Raw genomic sequence first — 18,029 nt, 5'->3', positions numbered from 1 at the left:
GACCCGCCCCTGCCCCGGCCCCCGCGCCGCGACGTCCAAGCCCAGCTGGACCCCGCCGCCTGGCAGTACCGACTGCCACATGCACATATTCGGTCCCTACCATCGCTACCCGCTTTCGCCCGGCCGCGGCTATACCCCGCCCGAGGCCTCGATCGGCATGTACCTCGACATGCTGTCCACAATCGGCCTGTCGCGCACGGTGGTGGTGCAGCCGAGCATCTACGGCACCGACAATGCGGTGACCCTGGATGCGGTGGAGGCCATGGGCCTCGACCGCGCCCGCGCCGTGGTGGTGGTCGATGAGAGCTTCGGCCTGGCGGCCCTGAAGGCCATGGCGCCGCGCGGCGCCTGCGGCGTGCGGTTCAACGCCGTCTCCGGCAATGGCACCCCGCTGGAGCAGCTGGAGGCGCTGGGGGAGAAGCTGGCGACCCTCGGCTGGCATTTGCAGCTCTATGCCCACAGCGCCGAGATGGTGGCGCTGGAGAGCGTACTGGCACGGCTGCCCTGCCCGCTGGTGGTCGACCACATGGGCGGGGTGCAGAGCACCGAGGGCGGCGTCGAGAACCCCGGCTTCAAGGCACTGCTGCGGCTGCTGGAGCGTGGCGCCTGGGCCAAGCTCTGCGGCTACCGGTCTTCCACCGGCGCACCCTATGCCGATGTCGCCGGCATGGCGCGGGCGATGATCGCCGCAGCGCCCGAACGCTGCGTCTGGGGCACCGACTGGCCGCATCCCTCGCTGCTGCGGGACGAGGATGTACCGGATGATGGCGTGCTGCTGGATTGCCTCGGCGAGTGGGCACCGGCCGAGGCGCAACGGCAGGCGATCCTGGTCGACAACCCGGCGCGGCTCTACGGCTTCGGGCCACCCGCCCGCTGACCCCTTGGGCCGCGCCTCCGCCTGGCGACGGGTGCGCGGCCCGGTTTTTTTCAGCCCTGCTGTCGGAGCGGGCCACGGCCATGCGTCCTCTGGCCAGTTCCAACGGAGGGGTCCCGCCATGGCCAAGCTGATCTTCGTCAACCTGCCGGTCACCGACCTGGCCCGCGCGACAGCCTTCTACGAGGCCATCGGTGCGCGAAGGAACCTGCAATTCTGCGACGACACAGCCTCCTGCATGGTCTTCTCCGAGACCATCCACGCCATGCTGCTGACGCACGAGAAATTCCGCCTCTTCACGCCCAAGCCCATTGCCGATGCACGCAGCAGCAGCGCGGTGCTGATCTGCCTCTCCGCCGAAAGCCGCGACGAGGTCGATACCATGGTGGCCAGCGCCGATGCCGCCGGCGGCCGGGCCGATCCTGGTCCGAAGCAGGACCACGGCTTCATGTACGGCCGCAGCTTCGAGGATCCGGACGGCCACATCTGGGAGGTGATGTGGATGGATATGGCCGCAGCGGCCGAGGTCCAGCCTGGCCCGGCCGCGGCCTGAGGTGGCGTCGATGTCCCGGATCGCGCCCTGCCTGTGGTTCGACGGCGAGGCCGAAGAAGCGGCCCGCTTCTACGTCTCCCTCCTGCCCGATTCGCGCATCAACCGGGTGCAGCGCAACGTCATGGACGGCCCCTCCGGCAATGCCGGCTCGGTGCTCGTGGTCGAGTTCACCCTGGCCGGCCAGGGCTTCATGGCGCTGAATGGCGGTACCCGCTTCGAGTACACCCATGCCGTCTCCTTCAGGATCGACTGCTCTGATCAGGCGGAGATCGACCGGCTGTGGGAGGCGCTGTCGCGGGGCGGCAGGGCCGAGCAGTGCGGCTGGCTGAAAGACCGCTACGGCATTCCGTGGCAGATCGTCCCGGCGGTGCTGCCGAAGCTGTTGGGCGACCCTGATCCGGCCCGGGCGCAGCGGGTGATGCAGGCGGTCATGGGCATGGTGAAGCTCGACATCGCCGGCCTCGAGGCCGCGCATGCGGGGGTGCCGCCCGGGTGAACGGCGCACCGGGCGCCATTGCTTCGCCCTTGTGCGCCTCCGGCCGCGGCAGTAATCTCCCACCCATGCGCCCGGCCACCCTCCCCGCCGCCCGATTTTGGTACCGCTGGTTCACACCGGCGGCCTGAGGACCTCGCGCAGATCGAGAGCAACCCCAAAGCCGCCACTCGCTGGCGGCTTTCGTGTTTCTGCCCCGCTGCCAGCGTCGTCGGCCCTTCCACCGGAGCCCAGCATGCAGCGCAGCGATTTCGACTTCGACGTCATCAGCGGCCCCTCGTCGCCGCCCCTCATCATCCCCGCGCCACCGCCCGAGGCCGAGCCGCCCGCGCAACCGCTTGACCGGGCGACCGACCGGACCGAAAGTCCGCAACGATGATCCTGCTGATCGACAACTACGACAGCTTTACCTTCAATCTCTATCACTTCCTGGGTGACCTTGGAGTGGAGATCGAGGTCAGGCGCAATGATTCCCTGACCAGCCAGGATGCGCTGGCGCTGCGGCCGGAGGCGATCGTCCTCTCACCCGGCCCCTGCACCCCGACCGAGGCCGGCATCTGCCTGCCGCTGATCGGCGCCGCGGCCGCCGCGGGTGTGCCGCTGCTCGGCGTCTGCCTCGGCCATCAGGCGATCGGCCAGGCCTTCGGCGGCGCGGTGATCCGCGCGCCGGAGCCGGTGCACGGCAAGGTCTGGGACGTGCATCACCGCAACACCGACATCTTCGCCGGCCTGCCCTCCCCCTTCCGTGCCACCCGCTACCACTCGCTGGTGGTGCGGCGGGATGATCTGCCGGCGGAGCTGGAAGCCACCGCCTGGACGGACGACGGGCTGGTCATGGGCATCGCGCACCGCGGCAAGCCGATCTGGGGCGTGCAATTCCACCCGGAGAGCATCGCCAGCCAGCACGGCCACGACCTGCTGCGGAATTTCCTGGCGCTCGCCAAGGTGCGGCTGCCCCAGGCAGTGCCGGCGTGAACAGCCTGAAGCCGGTCCTGGCGCGGCTTGCTGCCGGAGAGCATCTGGCGGAGAGCGAGGCCGAGGCGGCCTTCGGCATCATCATGGCGGGCGAGGCCACCCCGGCGCAGATCGCCGGCCTGCTCATGGCGATGCGGGTGCGCGGCGAGACGGTGGCCGAACTCACCGGCGCGGTCCGCGCCATGCGGGCCCGGATGACCGCGATCGAGGCGCCGCCGGGCACCATCGACATCGTGGGCACTGGCGGCGACGGCTCCGGCAGCCTCAACATCTCGACCGCGACTGGGCTGGTGGTGGCCGGCTGCGGCGTGCCGGTGGCGAAGCACGGCAACCGCGCCCTCTCCTCGAAATCCGGCGCGGCGGATGCGCTGGCGGCCCTTGGGGTGAACCTCGACGTGCCGCTGGATCGGCTGGAGACGGTGCTGGCCGAGGCCGGCATGGTCTTCCTGATGGCGCCGCGCCACCATGCCAGCATGCGCCACGCCGCCGGACCGCGGGTGGAACTCGGCACGCGGACCATCTTCAACCTGCTTGGCCCGCTGGCCAACCCGGCGCGGGTGAAGCGCCAGCTCACCGGCGCCTATTCCGCCGCATGGCTGCGGCCGATGGCGGAGACCCTGGGCCGGCTCGGCATGGAACGGGCATGGGTAGTGCATGGCCAGGGCCTCGACGAGATCGCCCTCTCGGGCGAGACGCGGGTCGCGGCGCTGGAGGATGGCGCAATCCGTGAGTTCACCATCACCCCGGAGGATGCCGGGCTGGAACGCGCCCCGCCCGAGGCGATCCGCGGCGGCGAGCCGGCGGCGAACGCCGCGGCCCTGGTCGCGTTGCTGTCCGGCGAGGCCGGCGCCTACCGGGACATCGTCCTGTTGAATGCGGCGGCCGCCCTGGTGGTCGCCGGCCGGGCCACCGATCTGCGGGCCGGGGCGGCGCTGGCGGCCCGGGCCATCGACAGCGGGGCCGCTTCCGCCGTACTGGGCCGCCTGAAGGACGCGACCGCCGCATGAATGCTCCTCATCTCATCCTCGCCGACCAAGAAGTACCGGACACCCTGGCCCGGATCCTCGCTGACAAATACGAGGAGGTCCGGACCCGCGCCGCCGCCACCCCGCAGTCGGAGCTGGAGCGCCTGGCGCGGTCCGAGCCGTCGCCGCGCCCCTTCATCAGCGCCCTTTGCGGCGCGGTCGCGGATGGCCGGGTCGGGCTGATTGCCGAGATCAAGCGCGCCTCGCCCTCCGGCGGGCTGATCCGTGATCCCTTCGACCCGGCGGCACTGGCCGAGGCCTATTGCGAGGGCGGTGCCACCTGCCTCTCGGTGCTGACCGACGCGCCCTATTTCCAGGGCAGCATCGCCGATCTGCAGGCCGCCCGCGCCGCCTGCCCGCTGCCGGTGCTGCGCAAGGACTTCATGGTCCATCCCTGGCAGATCTTCGAATCCCGGGCGATGGGCGCCGATTGCGTGCTGTTGATCATGGCGGCCCTGGCCGATGCCCAGGCGGAGGAGCTGGAAGCCCTCGCCCACAGCCTCGACATGGCGGTGCTGATCGAGGTGCACGACCAGCGGGAGCTGGAGCGAGCGCTCGGGCTGAACAGTCGGCTGATCGGCATCAACAACCGCAACCTCAAGACCTTGCAGACCGATATTGCCATCACGGAGAAGCTGGCGCCGCTGGTGCCGGCCGACCGCATCCCGGTGGCGGAGAGCGGTATCCGCACCCAGGCGGATGTCCGCCGCATGGCCCAGGCCGGCGCCCGTTGCCTGCTGGTCGGCGAGCACCTGATGCGCCAGCCGGATGTCGCCTCCGCTGCCGCCACGTTGGTCCACGCGCTCTAGCGAAATCATGGAAAAGGGTGGGAAGCCTTTGACCGAACTCACCCACTTTGATGCGCAAGGCCGCGCCACCATGGTCGATGTCTCGGCCAAGGCGGAGACCGAGCGAGCCGCCGTCGCCCGGGGCCGGGTGGTGATGGCGCCAGCGACCCTGGAGCGCATCCAGGCCGGTACGACGGCCAAGGGTGATGTGCTGGGCGTCGCCCGCCTCGCCGGCATCATGGCGGCCAAGCGGACCAGCGACCTGATCCCGCTCTGCCATCCGCTCATGCTCTCCAAGGTCACCATCGACCTCACCGCCGCGCCCCCTGATGCGGTGGAGATCGAGGCTTTGGTGAAGCTTACCGGGCGAACCGGAGTCGAGATGGAAGCGCTGACCGCGGTGACGGTGGCGGCGTTGACGATCTACGACATGTGCAAGGCGATCGACCGTGGCATGCGGATCGAGGCCGTGCGGCTCGTGCATAAATCTGGCGGAAAATCCGGTACTTACGAGGCGGAGTGACCATGGCGCCCGAGCATCATTCAATGGCTTGCGGAGCGATCCTGTGATTTCACTTGGGGAAGCCCGCACCCGCATCCTCGACGCCTTGACGCCGACCCCGGCCGAGACCCTGCCGCTGCCCGCCGCCTGGGGCCGGGTGCTGGCGCGGCCAGTGCTCTCCCGGGTCACCCAGCCGCCGGCCGATGTCTCAGCCATGGATGGCTACGCCGTCCGTGCTGTCGATGCGGTGGAGGGCGCGAGCCTCGCCGTCACCGGCATCGCACCGGCCGGCCACCCCTACCTCGGCCAGATCGGCCCCGGCGAGGCGGTGCGCATCTTCACCGGCGGCTTTGTCCCGCCCGGCGCCGACGCCATCCTGCTGCAGGAGGATGCCGCCGCCGCCGAGGGCCGGGTACGGGTGAATGAGACAGTGAAGCCCGGCCGCTGGATTCGTCGCCAGGGTCTCGACTTCGCCGCCGGCGAGATGCTGCTGCCGGCCGGTCGCCGGCTGACCGCTCGCGACATCGGCCTCGCCGCCGCCGCCAACCACCCCTGGCTGACGGTGCACCGGGCGCCGCGGATCGGCATACTCGCCACTGGCGACGAGATTGCCTTGCCAGGCGAGCCGATTCCGTCCGGAGGCATCGTTTCTTCCAACGCCCATGCTCTGGCGGCGCTGGTCCGGGCCGGCGGCGGTGATCCGCTGGTGCTGCCGATCGCCCCCGACGACTCGGATGCCATCGCCGCCGCCGCGGCCGCCGCCCGCGCCTGCGACATGCTGGTGACCACCGGCGGCGCCAGCGTCGGCGACCATGACCTGGTGCAATCGGCGCTGGGGCCTGAAGGCTTCACCCTCGATTTCTGGCAGATTGCGATGCGGCCGGGGAAGCCGCTGATCTGGGGTCGGCTGGGGCCAACCCCGGTGCTCGGCCTGCCCGGTAACCCGGTCTCCGCGTTGGTGTGCGCGGTGCAATTCCTGGTCCCGGCGCTGGCCCGGCTCTCCGGTGGCCCGGCCGGCCCGCCGCGCGCGGTCCCGGCCCGCGCCGGCGTGGCGCTTGCCGCCAACGATCGTCGATTCGACCATCTCCGCGCCCGACTGGAGACGGCCTCGGATGGGGCGCTGGTCGCCACCCCCTTCCCGCTGCAGGATAGCTCCATGCTGAAGACCCTGGCACGGGCGGACGGACTGATCCTGCGGGTTCCGCACGCGCCGGCGCTGGAAGCCGGGGCCGCGGTGGAGGTCATCCCACTCGGCGAGCTTGGGATCTAGTCGGACGTTTCTGCACTGATCTCACCGGTCCCGTTGAATAGCCATTGACCAGGCGCCTAGAACCTTCCTAGAACACGTGAACCGGTTGCCGCTTTGTTCCCGCGCCTCGCGTGGAACCGGCAGTCCGACTACGCACGGAGGGGACGAAGTGCTGACCCGTAAGCAGCATGAGCTGCTGATCTTCATCGACAAGCACCTGCGCACGACCGGCTTCTCCCCCTCCTTCGAGGAGATGAAGGAGGCGCTGAAGCTCAAGTCCAAATCCGGCATCCATCGGCTGATCACCGCGCTGGAGGAGCGCGGCTTCCTGAAGCGTCGGGCCCACCGGGCGCGGGCGCTGGAAGTGATCCGGCTGCCGGAGAATATGGCGCCGCGCCGCGGTGCCGAGGCGGCGCCAGCCCCGGGCGCGCCGGCCTTCGCGCCGAATGTCATCACCGGCCGCTTCGCGCCCAACCTCGCCGGAGTGCAGAAGACCGCGAACGACGCCGCCGCGGTGCAGCTGCCGCTGTATGGCAGGATCGCCGCCGGCTTGCCGATCGAGGCGTTGCGCGATGCCGGCAGCAGCGTCGAGGTTCCCGCCGGTCTGCTGGCCGCCGGCGAGCATTACGCGCTGGAGGTCGCCGGCGATTCGATGGTGGAAGCCGGCATCCTGGACGGCGACACCGTCATCATCCGCCGCGGCGAGACCGCCGACAACGGCGCCATCGTCGTGGCGCTGGTCGATGAGAACGAGGTGACCTTGAAGCGGCTGCGCCGGCGCGGGAATTCCATCGCCCTTGAAGCCGCCAACCCGCGCTACGAGACCCGCATCTTCGGCCCGGACCGGGTGCGGGTGCAGGGACGGCTGGTCGGGCTGCTCAGGAAGTACTGAGCGGGTCTGGAGCGGATCATGGGCCCGAGTGGGCTGCGATCTGCTCCAGCGCGGCCAGGAACAGCGGCGCCGCCGGCACCATGGCGGCGCGGTTGGCGGCGACGAAGCCGGCCAGCTCCACCGCTGGCACCGCCCGCAGCTCCTGGTACTCCCGGCTGCCGCCGGTGGCGGCTGCGGCGGTGGCGATCTCGGCGAAGCCTGCCGGGCTCTCCAACAGGCAGCCGAGGTCGTGCACGCCGGAGGCGGCATGCACCACCAGCGCGAATGGCCGGCACAGCGTGATGCTCGACCAAGGCAGGCCCAGTTCCTCGGCCAGCTCGCCGCGCAACGCGGCGATTGCATCCACCACGTCGCCTCGCACGGCGCCGGCATCGACGCTGCCGGCCGGCGGCATCTGCCACAGCCCGGCCTCATAGGTCGCCTGGGTGGTGCGGCGGCCGAAGACGATGCCATCGGGCGTACGCAGTACGCCGCAGACCGACAGCGGTCGCACCGCCAGCGCCGCCGCCAGGACCGGGTCGCTGAAGCCGGCGACCGCCAGCCGGTATTCGACCAGCCGGCCGGTGATGCGGGAGGGCGTGACCTGCTCGACCGAGAACACCCGGCCATTGAACAGCCGCCCCCCGGCGCGGCGCTGTGCCGCCGTCCAGGCAGCGGCGATGGCGGGTTCCAGCGGCGCCGGCACCGTCACCTCGCCGGGCAGCAGCGTGATACGCAACGCCGGGTCCACCGGCACCAGGGAGTGGCCGGCGATTTCGGTCAAACAGGACTCCTATTCGATGGCGGCCGGCGGCTCGGCCGAGGCAGTGCCGCGCGGCACTGGCGGCGGCGGCACCCAGGGCCGGTCGCCGCGCGTCGCCCGGTCACTCACCACGCGCACCCCATTCCTGTCCAGCCAGATGGCATGCGGCCCGTTGCGCCACACCGCGAAGCGGTCGACCACCTGCGCCGCGCAGGCGCCGCGTACCGGCTCGGCCGAGATCACCAGCGCGGCGCCGGCGCAGGCCTCGCGCGGCGCGGCGCCGCGCAGCAGCACCGCCGCAGGTGCTTCGGGCGCAGCCCGCAGGCTGCAGGCACCAGGGGTGCAGGTGATGCTGCCGGCGGCCCCCTCGCGCGGCAGCGCCTGCGCCTCCGGGATACCGAACAGCCGCAGCCAGCTGTCCCGGGTGAAGTTCGAAGCGCCGGAGAGGCGCTGGAGAAACATCGTCTCATCCGCCCGGAAGGCGATCAGCCTGCCATCCCCGGAGACCAGGATGTCCGGCGGACGGTGCCATTGCCCACTGGCCAGGCCGAGCAGGATCAGCGGCAGGCCGAAGCCGCGCCAGCCGGTGCGCCACAGGCAGAGCCACAGCATGCCGAAGGCGGTCACCGCCAGGCCCCAGGTCGGGATCGGCTGCGCCGCGACCGCCGCGCCGGGCCAGGCAGCGACCCAGCGGGCGACGGCGAGGATCGCCTCCACGCCCCAACCCATCGGCACCAGGGCGAGGCGCTCCAGGCCAAGGGGCATCAGCGCCGCCGCCGCCATGCCTGCCGGCATCACCAGCGCCGAGGTCAGCGGTACCGCCAGCGCGTTGGCGGCGACGCCATAGAGCTGCAGCCGGCCAAAGTGATGCAGGCCGAAGGGGGTGGTGGCGGCGCCGGCCAGCACCGAGGTGGCGATGATGCCGAAGCCCGCCAGCAGAAGCCGCCGGCGCCAGGCGCCCTCCCCGCCTGCCCGCGGCATACGCGGCCGCAGCCACTCCCACCCGGCGATCAGCGCGAGTACTGCGGCGAAGCTCATCTGGAAGCTCGCGCCGAGCACCGCCGCCGGCTGCGCCAGCAGCACCGCCGCCGCGGCCAGCGCCCAGGATCGCAGGCTCAGCGCCCGTCGCCCGGCGAGCAGCGCCAGGGTCACCAGCGCCGCCATGGCGAAACTGCGCTGCATCGGCACCTGCGCCCCGGTCAGCAGCATGTAGCCGCCGCCCAGCGCCAATGCGCCGAGCGCCGCCAGCGGCTTTACCGGCAGCCGCAGGGCCAGCGCCGGCACCAGGGCGAGGATGAAGCGGATCGCCCAGAACCCAAGCCCCATGACGATGGCGATGTGCAGGCCGGAAACCGAGAGCAGATGCGCCAGCCCGGAATCCCGCATCGCCGCCAGGTCTGTGGCGGGGATGGCACTCTGCCCGCCGGTCAGCAATGCCGCGGCAACCGCTCCGGCGGCGCCGGGGATGGCCGCAGTGACCCGCGCCTCGATCCCGGCGCGAAGTCCGGCGAAGCCGGGTGCCGCTGTCTCGTCCAATGTCACCTCGGCCCGGCCGAGGGCGAAGCCGCTGCCGCCAAGACCGGCGAAATAGGCGGCGCGCTGGAAGTCCCAGCCGCCGGGATGCGCCGGCGCGCCGGGCGCGCGGACCAGGGCGCGGAGGCGCAACAGCTCGCCCGGCGCCGGGCGGGCGGGATCCTCGGCGCGCAGGCGGATGCGGATGTGACGCGGCTGCGGCGCACCGCCATTGAAGCGCGGCGCCTGCAGGGTGATGCGCCTGCCCCCCCGGCAGCAACTCCACCGCCGCGACGCGGCCGGTGAGGATGGTGGCGCCGCGCGGCAGTTCCAGTGGCGGCGGCTGCCGGCCGGTGTGCCAGACGGCGATGGCGAAGCCGAGCACCGCGGCGGCCACCAGCCCCAGCATCCAACCGAGGAGGGGCCGGCGCATCCCGGCGAGGATGGCCAGGGCCAGCAGCGGGGGGGCAAGCCATATCGTCGCGGCCGGCGGCTCTTCCGGCAGGGCGAAATAGGCCAGCACGCCTGCGCCGAGGGCCACGGCAAGCCATGGCGCGAGCCGGGGCTGCTCGCCCGCCCAGTGCGCGCGCCACCGATCGGTGCTCCACCGGCCAACCAGAGGAACAGGCCTGCCGGGCCATCCGGGAGCTGGACGAGCAAGGGTTGTTGACATCCGAGTCGAGAATGAAATGACGACTCGGGTAAATCAACGACTAAGGAGTCAAGCCAAGCCTGCCCTGCGGTCCGGAATTCCCACGGGATTTCAGCGAAGACCGACAAGCTGCTGAAACAGCGACACCCCGCCGGAACTGCCCGAGTGCATTAAATTCGCGCATATGGCGAGTATCCCAACCGGTCCACACGCCGATGCGCCCGGCGGTTCCGGCCCGGACGGATCCGGTGTAGAGCCTCGGCCGCTCACCATGGCCTGGCGGTCCCGCCGGAGGATCGCGCCCCGGTGATTCCCTCCGACCGGGGTTGGCTGTATCGAACCGCCTCCACGGCCGCAGTCCAAGGGCCTCCGCACCATGTCCGTCCGCACCCGCTTCGCGCCCTCGCCCACCGGCTATCTGCACATCGGCGGGGCGCGCACCGCGCTGTTCAATTACCTCTTCGCCCGCCACCACAATGGCCAGTACCTGCTGCGCATCGAGGACACCGACAAGCAGCGCAGCACCCCCGAAGCGGTGCGGCAGATCCTCGAGAGCCTCGACTGGCTGGGCCTCGGCCCGGATGAGCCGCCGGTCTTCCAGAGCGCGCGGGAGGCCCGCCACGCCGAGGTCGCGCGCGAGTTGCTGGCGCGCGGCCGTGCCTATCTCGCCTTCGACACGCCGGAGGAACTGGCGGCGATGCGCGAGCAGGCGATGAAGGAAGGCCGCCCGCCGCGCTACGATGGCCGCTGGCGCGACCGCGACCCGGCGGAGGCGCCGCCAGGCCGCACGCCCGCCATTCGGCTGAAGGCGCCGCGCCCGGAGGATGGCCGTGGCGAGATCGTGGTGAAGGATCTGGTCCAGGGCGAGGTCCGCGTCGCCCATGCGGAACTGGACGATCTCATTATCCTGCGCTCGGACGGCACGCCGACCTACCTGCATGCGGTGGTGGTGGACGACCATGACATGGCGATCACCCATGTCATCCGCGGCGACGACCACCTGACCAACACCTTCCGCCAGTGCATGATCTACGACGCCATGGGCTGGCACCGGCCGCACTTCGCCCATATCCCGCTGATCCACGGCGCCGATGGCGCCAAGCTGTCGAAGCGCCATGGCGCTGTCGGCGCGCTGGAGTTCCGCGAGCAGGGCTTCCTGCCCGAGGCCGTCTGCAACTACCTGCTCCGCCTTGGCTGGGGTCATGGCGATGAGGAGATCGTACCGCGGGACCGCGCCATTGCGCTGTTCGACCTGAAGGACGTCGGCCGCGCCGCCTCCCGCATGGACTATGCCAAGCTGACGCATCTGAACGGCGTCTACCTGCGCCAGGCCGACGACGACCGGCTGGCCGAGGAGGTGCTGGAGCGGCTGGCGAAGCACGGGATTGACTTCGGCACGATCGGCGGCGACCGGGTGCGGGCATTGATGCCGGAGCTGAAGGCGCGGGCCAAGACCCTGGAGGAACTGGCCGGCACCGCCGCCTTCGCCGCCATCGAGGGCCCACCGCCGATGGACGCCAAATCCGCCGCGCTGCTGACGCCGGAGGCCAAGGCACGGCTCGCCGACTTGGCGCAATTCCTGACCGATGCCCCCTGGGAGCGGCTGGAGCTGGAGCGCTGGCTGCGCGACTACGCCGAGGTGAAGGGGCTGAAGCTCGGGGCGGTCGCCCAGCCGCTGCGGGTGGCGCTGACCGGCAGCACCCAGAGCCCGCCGATCGACGCGGTGCTGGCGGCACTGGGCCGGACCGAGGCCGTGGACCGCATCCTGGCGGCCGCCGAGGAGTAGACTGCAGGCGTGGGGGTGTGACTCCGCGCTGCAAATGAATGGCTTCAGTGGGTCCGGCGCTCAGACATGAGTGCAGTCCGTTATTGACCGAGCGGCGGATAGATCCGGCCTCGCCGTTTTGTGTCTTTAACCTTTCGCCTCCGGCTGGGAATGGTGCCGGAGCGGGCTTCCCCGCATCGGGCATCGACGCCCGGTATGCCGGATACGGGGACGCCGATGCGCGAGACGATTGGGCTGCTGGTGCTGGTCGGCCTGCTCGCGCTCGGGTCGGCGCTTGCCGTTCCGGTGGTCGGCAAGATGCTCGGCCGCGATGCCGACTTCGCCCTCCTGACGCTGCAGATGCTCTCGGCCGCCTGGGCGGAGGGCACCTATTGGCCGCGCTGGCTGATGGACAGCAATTTCGGCCTGGGCGGCACCACCTTCTACAGCTACCCGCCCCTGGCCTTCTGGGCAGCGGCCGGGGTCGCCGCCACGACCGGGGCTGGGACGCCGGAAAGCCTCGGCCTCGCCATGGCGGGCTGGCGGCTGCTGTCAGTCGTCACTGCCGCGCTGTGGCTCCGTCGCCATGTGCCGGCCCGGGCGGCCTGGGCCGGCGCGGCGTTCGGCGCTCTGCTGCCCTATGGCGCACTGGTCGATCCCTGGGTGCGCTTCGCCTATTCCGAAACCGCCGCCATTGCGCTGCTGCCGCTGCTGCTGATGGCGCTGGAGGATCTCGCCGACGGGGACGCGGCCCGAAAGGGCGGCCCTGGGTCGCGGACTGGTGCCGGCATTCCGCTCGTCGCCCTGGCTTATGCGGCGCTGGCGCTGACCAACCTGCCGCTTTGCACCTTCGCGGCGCATCTCGGGCCGATCTACGCCTGGGCCTATGGCGGGCGACGGGCCGCCCTGCACAGCCTGCTCGGCGGCGCCCTCGGCGCGGCACTGGCGGCGGCCTTCCTGCTCCCCGCCATCGGCCTGCTGCGCCAGAGCAATTCGGCGGAGATGTTCAACCCCTCCTGGCGCGAGAATTTGCTGGGCTACACGGCACCGGAAGCACGGCTGTTGCCGATCTGGGGCGGTGGGCTGATCGCCTTCGGCTGCGGTCTCTGGCTGTGGCGCCGGGCAGCCCGGACCAGTGGCTGGCGCCAGCCGGGGCTAATGCGGGCGCTGCCGGCGCTGCTGCTCGGCAGCTTCGCGCTGGGGTGCGTGCTGACCCTGCCGCTGTGGCTGGCGATGCCGCAGCTGACTGCGGTGGAACACCCCTGGCGCAGCTACGCCTTCCTGACCCCGGCCGTGAGCGGCTTCGCAGCGCTCATGCTACGGGGGTTGCCAAGGGGGTTGCTGTTTGGCCTCGGGGTGCCGCTCGCGCTGCTGCCGGTCGCGCTGCTGGCGGCGCTCGGCGGCTTTGGCCACCCGCACTGGCCGCTGTTCCTGCCGGCCGAGCAGCGAATGGACTTCGCCCGGGGGTATTCCGGCGCCTATTCCTGGGAGCATGTTCCCGCCGCCGCGGCGGCGGCGGGCTGGACCGGTATCACCGCCGGCGCGGCCGACCCGTATCCGCGGCCGGTGCCGCCGCCGGGCACCTTGCGGCTGAGTGACGGCTATCACGTGCCGGCGGCCGAAGGACCGTTCAGCCTGCCGCAGTTCTACTTCCCCGCCTGGGCGGCGCATGACGCGCAGGGTCCCGTCGCGCTGCGTGCCAACAGCGAGGGGCTGCTCGAGGTCGCGGCCGATCGGCCAGTACGCGATCTGGTGGTGCGCATCCGCACCACAAGCTGGGAGCGCGCCGGCTGGGCGATCAGCGGAGCCACCGCCGCCGGCCTGCTGGTGATGCTGCTGCGGTCGCTGCCGTACCGCCGCGTCCGGCCGCGGCCCGGTATCCAGAATGTCTGAGGGCACGGGCGGCGCGGCCGGCAGTGGGTGGATCGAAATCGTGCTGGCCGCAGGTGTCGCTTGACTGGAGTGGATTGCGTTCAGACCCGAACGCGATCCACTCTAACATGGCAGCGCTACCACAAGCAGGACAAGCGCAAGCAGGAGACATGCCATGCCGCTCGAGACCCATGAGGCCACCGACCTGAGCTTGGCGGATGCCCGTTGGCAGGCCCGCGTCGATCTCGCCGCCGCCCACCGCCTGGCGGTGATGCACGGCTTTCACGAAGGCATCTTCAACCACCTGACGCTGCGCGTGCCAGGGACCGACGACCGCTACTACCAGATCCCTTTCGGCACCCATTGGTCCGAGGTCCGTGCCTCGACCTTCATGGAAGTCGGCTATGATGGCAGGCTGCTGGCCGGCGAGGGCGAGATCGAGCAATCCTGCTACGCCATCCATGCGCCGATCCACCGGCTGAACGAGCGGGCCGCCGCGGTGTTCCACACCCACATGCCCTTCGCCAGCGCGCTGTCGCGGCTGGAGGACCCGCGGATCCTGCCGATCGGCCAGACCGAGATCGGCACCATGATCCACACCGCCTATGACATGCACTACCAGGGCCCGGCCTTCGACCCGGCCGAGGGCGAGCGGCTGGCTGGGATCATCGGCGACAAGACCGTGCTGATGATGGCCAACCACGGCGTCGCCACCGTCGGCCGCACCGTCGCCGAGGCCTATGACCGGCTCTACTACGTGGAGCGGGTGGCGCAGGTTCAGCTCTATGCCATGTGGACCCAGAAGCCGCTGGCCTTCCTGCCGGAGGCGGTGGTGCAGGATACGGTGACGCAGTTTGCCGGCAAGGCGCCGAAATACGGCAACAAGTCGAATGCCGAATGGCATTTCGCCGCGCTGAAGCGGATCCTCGATCGCAAGGAGCCTGACTACAAGGACTGAGCCGCGAGGCAGGGGGCCCGGCGGCGCCGTGGCCCCGTTGCCGTACCGACGTGGCCAGGCCTGCGGGTCGTTGCGCATGTCTCGGTTCGCGGGACATCCGCTGGCGGCCACGGCGTCCTGGTCGGGAGCGGAATGACCTCACAGTCGCGCGATCCACAAGGGGTTGCACAGGCTTTCCCAGGAACGCCCCCCAGGCTTATCCCCAGAGCTGTGGAAAAGAACTGGCCGTCCCAAAGCTGTTCGGGGACGGCGATAAGTGACGTTTTGGCATCATCCGCATCACACAGCCGTGTGGCGTGATTGCCGCGCCATGATTTCCCTCACTGGATGTGAGTTCGCGTGGATGAACCACCTTTGGGTGCATAGACCGGCCCGCCGACGGATGTAATGTTTCTTGACTGGTTCCATGCCGCAACGCAGCATCCTCCATCAGCGTGAACGGAGGCCCGAGGATGCGCCGTCGATCCCTTCTCGCCACCGGCGCCGCGGCCTTCGCCGCACCGCGCCTCGCCGCCGCCCAGGGAGCACCCGGCCGCCGCGTGCTGCGTTTCGTGCCCCAGGCCGACCTTGCCTTGCTGGACCCGATCCACTCCGTCGCCTTCGTCACCCGCAACCATGCGCTGATGGTCTACGACACCCTCTACGGCTGGGACGCCGACCTCCGCGCCCGGCCGCAGATGGCCGAGGGCCACAGCGTCGAGGACAACGGCAGGACAGTGACCATCCGGCTCCGCGAGGGGCTGAGGTTCCACGATGGCGAGCCGGTGCGCGGCCGCGACGCTGCCGCCTCGGTCAGGCGCTGGGCCAGCCGAGACGCCTTTGGCCAAGCGCTCTGGGCGGTGACCGACGAGGTCTCGGCGCCGGATGACCGCAGCATCCGCTTCCGGCTGAAGAAGCCCTTCCCGTTGCTGCCGGATGCGCTGGCCAAGGTCGGCACGCATCTCTGCGCCATCATGCCGGAACGCCACGCCACCCTGCCCTCCTCCCAGGCAGTGCCGGAGATCATCGGCAGCGGACCCTACCGCTACCTGACGGGGGAGCGGGTGCCAGGCAGCCGCAACATCTATGCGCGGAACGAGGCCTATGTGCCGCGCAGCGAACCGGCCGCCTATATGTCGGGTGGCAAGCAGGTGCATTTTGACCGGGTGGAGTGGCTGACCATCCCGGACGCCGCGACCGCCAGCGCCGCGCTGCAAAGGGGCGAGGTGGATTGGTGGGAGCTGCCCTCCATCGACCTCGTGCCGCAGCTCCGGCGCAGCCGGGGCGTGAAGATCGATATCCTCGATCCGAATGGCTCGATCGGCTTCTTCCGGCCGAATTGCCTGCACCCGCCCTTCGACAACCCGGCGATCCGCCGGGTGGTATTGCGCGCGACGCAGCAGCGCGACTTCATGATCGCCGCGGCCAGCGAGGACCAGAGCTTCTGGAGGGTGCCTTACGGCTTCTTCGCCCCGCCCTCGGTCATGGCGAGCGACGAGGGCATGGAGATCCTGCGCAACCCGGTCGACCACGCCACCGCGAAGCGCGAGCTGGAGGCAGCCGGCTACAAGGGCGAGCGGGTGACCTTCCTCGCCGCCACCGACTTCCCGGTGATCAACGCCATGTGCGAGGTGCAGGGCGACCTGCTGCGGAAGATCGGCATCAACCTCGACTACGTGGCGACCGACTGGGGCACGGTGGTGCAGCGTATCCTGAAGCAGGATCCGCCGGCGCAGGGCGGCTGGAATGCGGTGGTGAGCTGGACTGCGGGCAGCGCCCAGGTCAACCCGGCGGCGAACAACCTGATCCGCGGCCATGGCCGCGCCGCCCTGTTCGGCTGGCCAGAGATCCCGGCATTGGAGACGCTGCGCAACTCCTGGTTCGAGGCGGCCGACGAGGCGACGCAGGCGCGGATCGGCCGGGAGATGCAGCGGATCGCCTTCGACCAGGTGCCCTATGTGCCACTCGGCCAGTTCTTCTCGCCCACCGCGCTCCGTGGCGACCTTGAGGGCATGCTGAAGGGCGTGGCGCTGTTCTACGGGATCAGGCGCGCCTGAGCCTGGCGGAGGCGCGCCTCAACCCATTCGGTGAGCGAGCCCATGGTGATTCGACGACGGTTAACGCTGGGCTGCAGCGGATCGCGTTCATGTCTGAACGGCAATCCGCTGCAGCCTGTTGTTCGTAGAGCGACTTCGCGCTCTAGAGCTTGACCTTCAGCAGGGCGGCGACCTCGCCGACCACGCCACGGCGGAAAGCCATGACGCAGATGACGAAGATGATGCCCTGGATCACCGTCACCCAGGCGCCCATCTCGGCCAGGTAGTTCTGCATCGCCACGATGATGCCCGCGCCGATAACCGGCCCGAACACCGTGCCGAGACCGCCCACCAGGGTCATCAGCACCACCTCGCCCGACATCGACCAATGCACGTCGGTCAGGGTGGCAATGCCAAACACCAGGGATTTCGTCGCGCCCGCCACCCCCGCCAGGGTTGCCGAGAGGATGAAGGCCAGCAGCTTGTAGTCATCGGTCCGGTAGCCGAGCGAGACGGCGCGCGGCTGGTTCTCGCGGATGGACTTCAGCACCTGGCCATAGGGCGAATGGATGATGCGGTGGATCAGCAAGAAGCCGCCGAGGAATACCGCCGCAACCATCCAGTACATGGTGATGTCGCGGTCGAGCGGGATTAGGCCGAACAGGTTGCCGCGCGGGATGGCCTGGATGCCGTCCTCGCCGCCGGTAAAGGGCGCCTGGACGCAGAAGAAATAGACCATCTGCGCCAGCGCCAGGGTGATCATGGCAAAGTAGATGCCCTGGCGACGGATGGCGATCCAGCCCGCGACGGCACCGAGCCCGGCTGCGGTCGCGCCACCGACGATGATCGCCAGTTCCGGCGTCAGCCCCCAGACCTTCGCCGCATGGCCGGCGAGATAGCCGCCCATGCCGAAATAGGCGGCATGGCCGAAGCTCAGCAGCCCGACATAGCCGATCAGCAGGTTGAAGGCGCAGGCGAAGAGGGCAAAACAGAGCAGCTTCATCAGGAAGACGGGGTAGAGCACGAAGGGCGAGACCACCAGGAAGGTGACCATGATCCCAAGTGCGATGAGCTGCGCCCGGGAGAACCCCCAGATGCCTGCGGCGTCCTTCTCCGCCGCCGACAGCGTGCCGGCGGTGATGGAAGCGGTGGTGTCAGCCAT

At 70.3% G+C, this 18,029-nt stretch carries 17 protein-coding genes; 14 read left to right on the top strand and 3 right to left on the bottom strand.

All coding sequences use genetic code 11. From position 1 onward, the window contains the following. Positions 1–79 precede the first annotated feature (79 nt). The 10 genes from H7965_RS13090 to lexA all read left to right on the top strand — a co-directional run bounded on the left by H7965_RS13090 (position 80) and on the right by lexA (position 7,351). Positions 80–877, top strand: a complete 798-nt coding sequence (locus tag H7965_RS13090; protein WP_222440595.1) for an amidohydrolase family protein — start codon at positions 80–82, stop codon at positions 875–877. A gap of 118 nt (positions 878–995) precedes the next feature. Beyond that, positions 996–1,427 (top strand): VOC family protein, encoded by a 432-nt coding sequence (locus H7965_RS13085; protein WP_186771025.1) that lies wholly within the window; start codon positions 996–998, stop codon positions 1,425–1,427. A gap of 10 nt (positions 1,428–1,437) precedes the next feature. Further along, entirely contained in the window at positions 1,438–1,923 is a 486-nt protein-coding gene (locus H7965_RS13080) for a VOC family protein (RefSeq protein ID WP_186771024.1), read from the top strand. 232 nt (positions 1,924–2,155) lie between these two features. Continuing rightward, positions 2,156–2,299, top strand: a complete 144-nt coding sequence (locus H7965_RS13075) for a hypothetical protein (RefSeq protein ID WP_186771023.1) — start codon at positions 2,156–2,158, stop codon at positions 2,297–2,299. After that, entirely contained in the window at positions 2,296–2,895 is a 600-nt protein-coding gene (locus tag H7965_RS13070; protein ID WP_186771022.1) for an anthranilate synthase component II, read from the top strand. Before H7965_RS13075 ends, H7965_RS13070 begins: the two co-directional genes overlap by 4 nt. Then, positions 2,892–3,902 carry an anthranilate phosphoribosyltransferase gene (gene trpD / locus H7965_RS13065; protein ID WP_186771021.1) on the top strand — a complete coding sequence of 337 codons (1,011 nt, stop codon included), beginning with the start codon at positions 2,892–2,894 and terminating at the stop codon, positions 3,900–3,902. Before H7965_RS13070 ends, trpD begins: the two co-directional genes overlap by 4 nt. After that, entirely contained in the window at positions 3,899–4,729 is an 831-nt protein-coding gene (gene trpC, locus H7965_RS13060) for an indole-3-glycerol phosphate synthase TrpC (protein WP_186771020.1), read from the top strand. The genes trpD and trpC overlap by 4 nt, the downstream gene beginning before the upstream one ends. A 7-nt stretch (positions 4,730–4,736) precedes the next feature. Next, positions 4,737–5,231, top strand: a complete 495-nt coding sequence (gene moaC, locus H7965_RS13055; RefSeq protein WP_315898693.1) for a cyclic pyranopterin monophosphate synthase MoaC — start codon at positions 4,737–4,739, stop codon at positions 5,229–5,231. A gap of 43 nt (positions 5,232–5,274) precedes the next feature. Further along, positions 5,275–6,480, top strand: coding sequence for a molybdopterin molybdotransferase MoeA (locus tag H7965_RS13050; protein ID WP_186771018.1), 1,206 nt, complete (start codon positions 5,275–5,277; stop codon positions 6,478–6,480). A gap of 148 nt (positions 6,481–6,628) precedes the next feature. Further along, positions 6,629–7,351 (top strand): transcriptional repressor LexA, encoded by a 723-nt coding sequence (lexA, locus tag H7965_RS13045; RefSeq protein ID WP_186771017.1) that lies wholly within the window; start codon positions 6,629–6,631, stop codon positions 7,349–7,351. Between the two features lie 16 nt (positions 7,352–7,367). Here lexA and H7965_RS13040 read toward each other — a convergent pair whose 3' ends face one another. Next, positions 7,368–8,114 (bottom strand): NUDIX hydrolase, encoded by a 747-nt coding sequence (locus H7965_RS13040; RefSeq protein ID WP_186771016.1) that lies wholly within the window; start codon positions 8,112–8,114, stop codon positions 7,368–7,370. A gap of 9 nt (positions 8,115–8,123) precedes the next feature. Continuing rightward, a complete protein-coding gene (locus tag H7965_RS13035; RefSeq protein WP_186771015.1) occupies positions 8,124–9,758 on the bottom strand; it encodes a ComEC/Rec2 family competence protein in 1,635 nt (544 codons plus the stop codon). Positions 9,759–10,633: 875 nt separating this feature from the next. Between H7965_RS13035 and gltX the strand changes: the two genes are divergently transcribed. From gltX to H7965_RS13015, 4 genes are all read left to right on the top strand, one after another. Next, complete coding sequence (gene gltX, locus H7965_RS13030; protein ID WP_186771014.1) at positions 10,634–12,043, top strand: glutamate--tRNA ligase; 1,410 nt, start codon at positions 10,634–10,636, stop codon at positions 12,041–12,043. Positions 12,044–12,259: 216 nt separating this feature from the next. Beyond that, positions 12,260–13,915, top strand: a complete 1,656-nt coding sequence (locus H7965_RS13025; RefSeq protein ID WP_186771013.1) for a hypothetical protein — start codon at positions 12,260–12,262, stop codon at positions 13,913–13,915. A gap of 154 nt (positions 13,916–14,069) precedes the next feature. Further along, the gene (locus H7965_RS13020) at positions 14,070–14,852 is read left to right on the top strand and encodes a class II aldolase/adducin family protein (protein ID WP_186771012.1); all 783 of its coding nucleotides are present in this window, start codon (positions 14,070–14,072) and stop codon (positions 14,850–14,852) included. A 452-nt stretch (positions 14,853–15,304) separates the two neighbouring features. Next, the gene (locus H7965_RS13015) at positions 15,305–16,888 is read left to right on the top strand and encodes an ABC transporter substrate-binding protein (protein WP_186771011.1); all 1,584 of its coding nucleotides are present in this window, start codon (positions 15,305–15,307) and stop codon (positions 16,886–16,888) included. A 142-nt stretch (positions 16,889–17,030) separates the two neighbouring features. Here the strand turns inward: H7965_RS13015 and H7965_RS13010 are convergent, their stop codons facing one another. Then, positions 17,031–18,029: a branched-chain amino acid ABC transporter permease gene (locus tag H7965_RS13010; protein WP_186771010.1), complete on the bottom strand. Its 999-nt coding sequence runs from the start codon at positions 18,027–18,029 to the stop codon at positions 17,031–17,033.

Source organism: Siccirubricoccus deserti, from assembly GCF_014283215.1.
GTDB classification, from domain to species: Bacteria; Pseudomonadota; Alphaproteobacteria; order Acetobacterales; family Acetobacteraceae; genus Siccirubricoccus; species Siccirubricoccus deserti.
The sequence above is the reverse complement of the archived record's forward strand: the minus strand, read 5'-3'. Positions and strand labels throughout refer to the sequence as shown.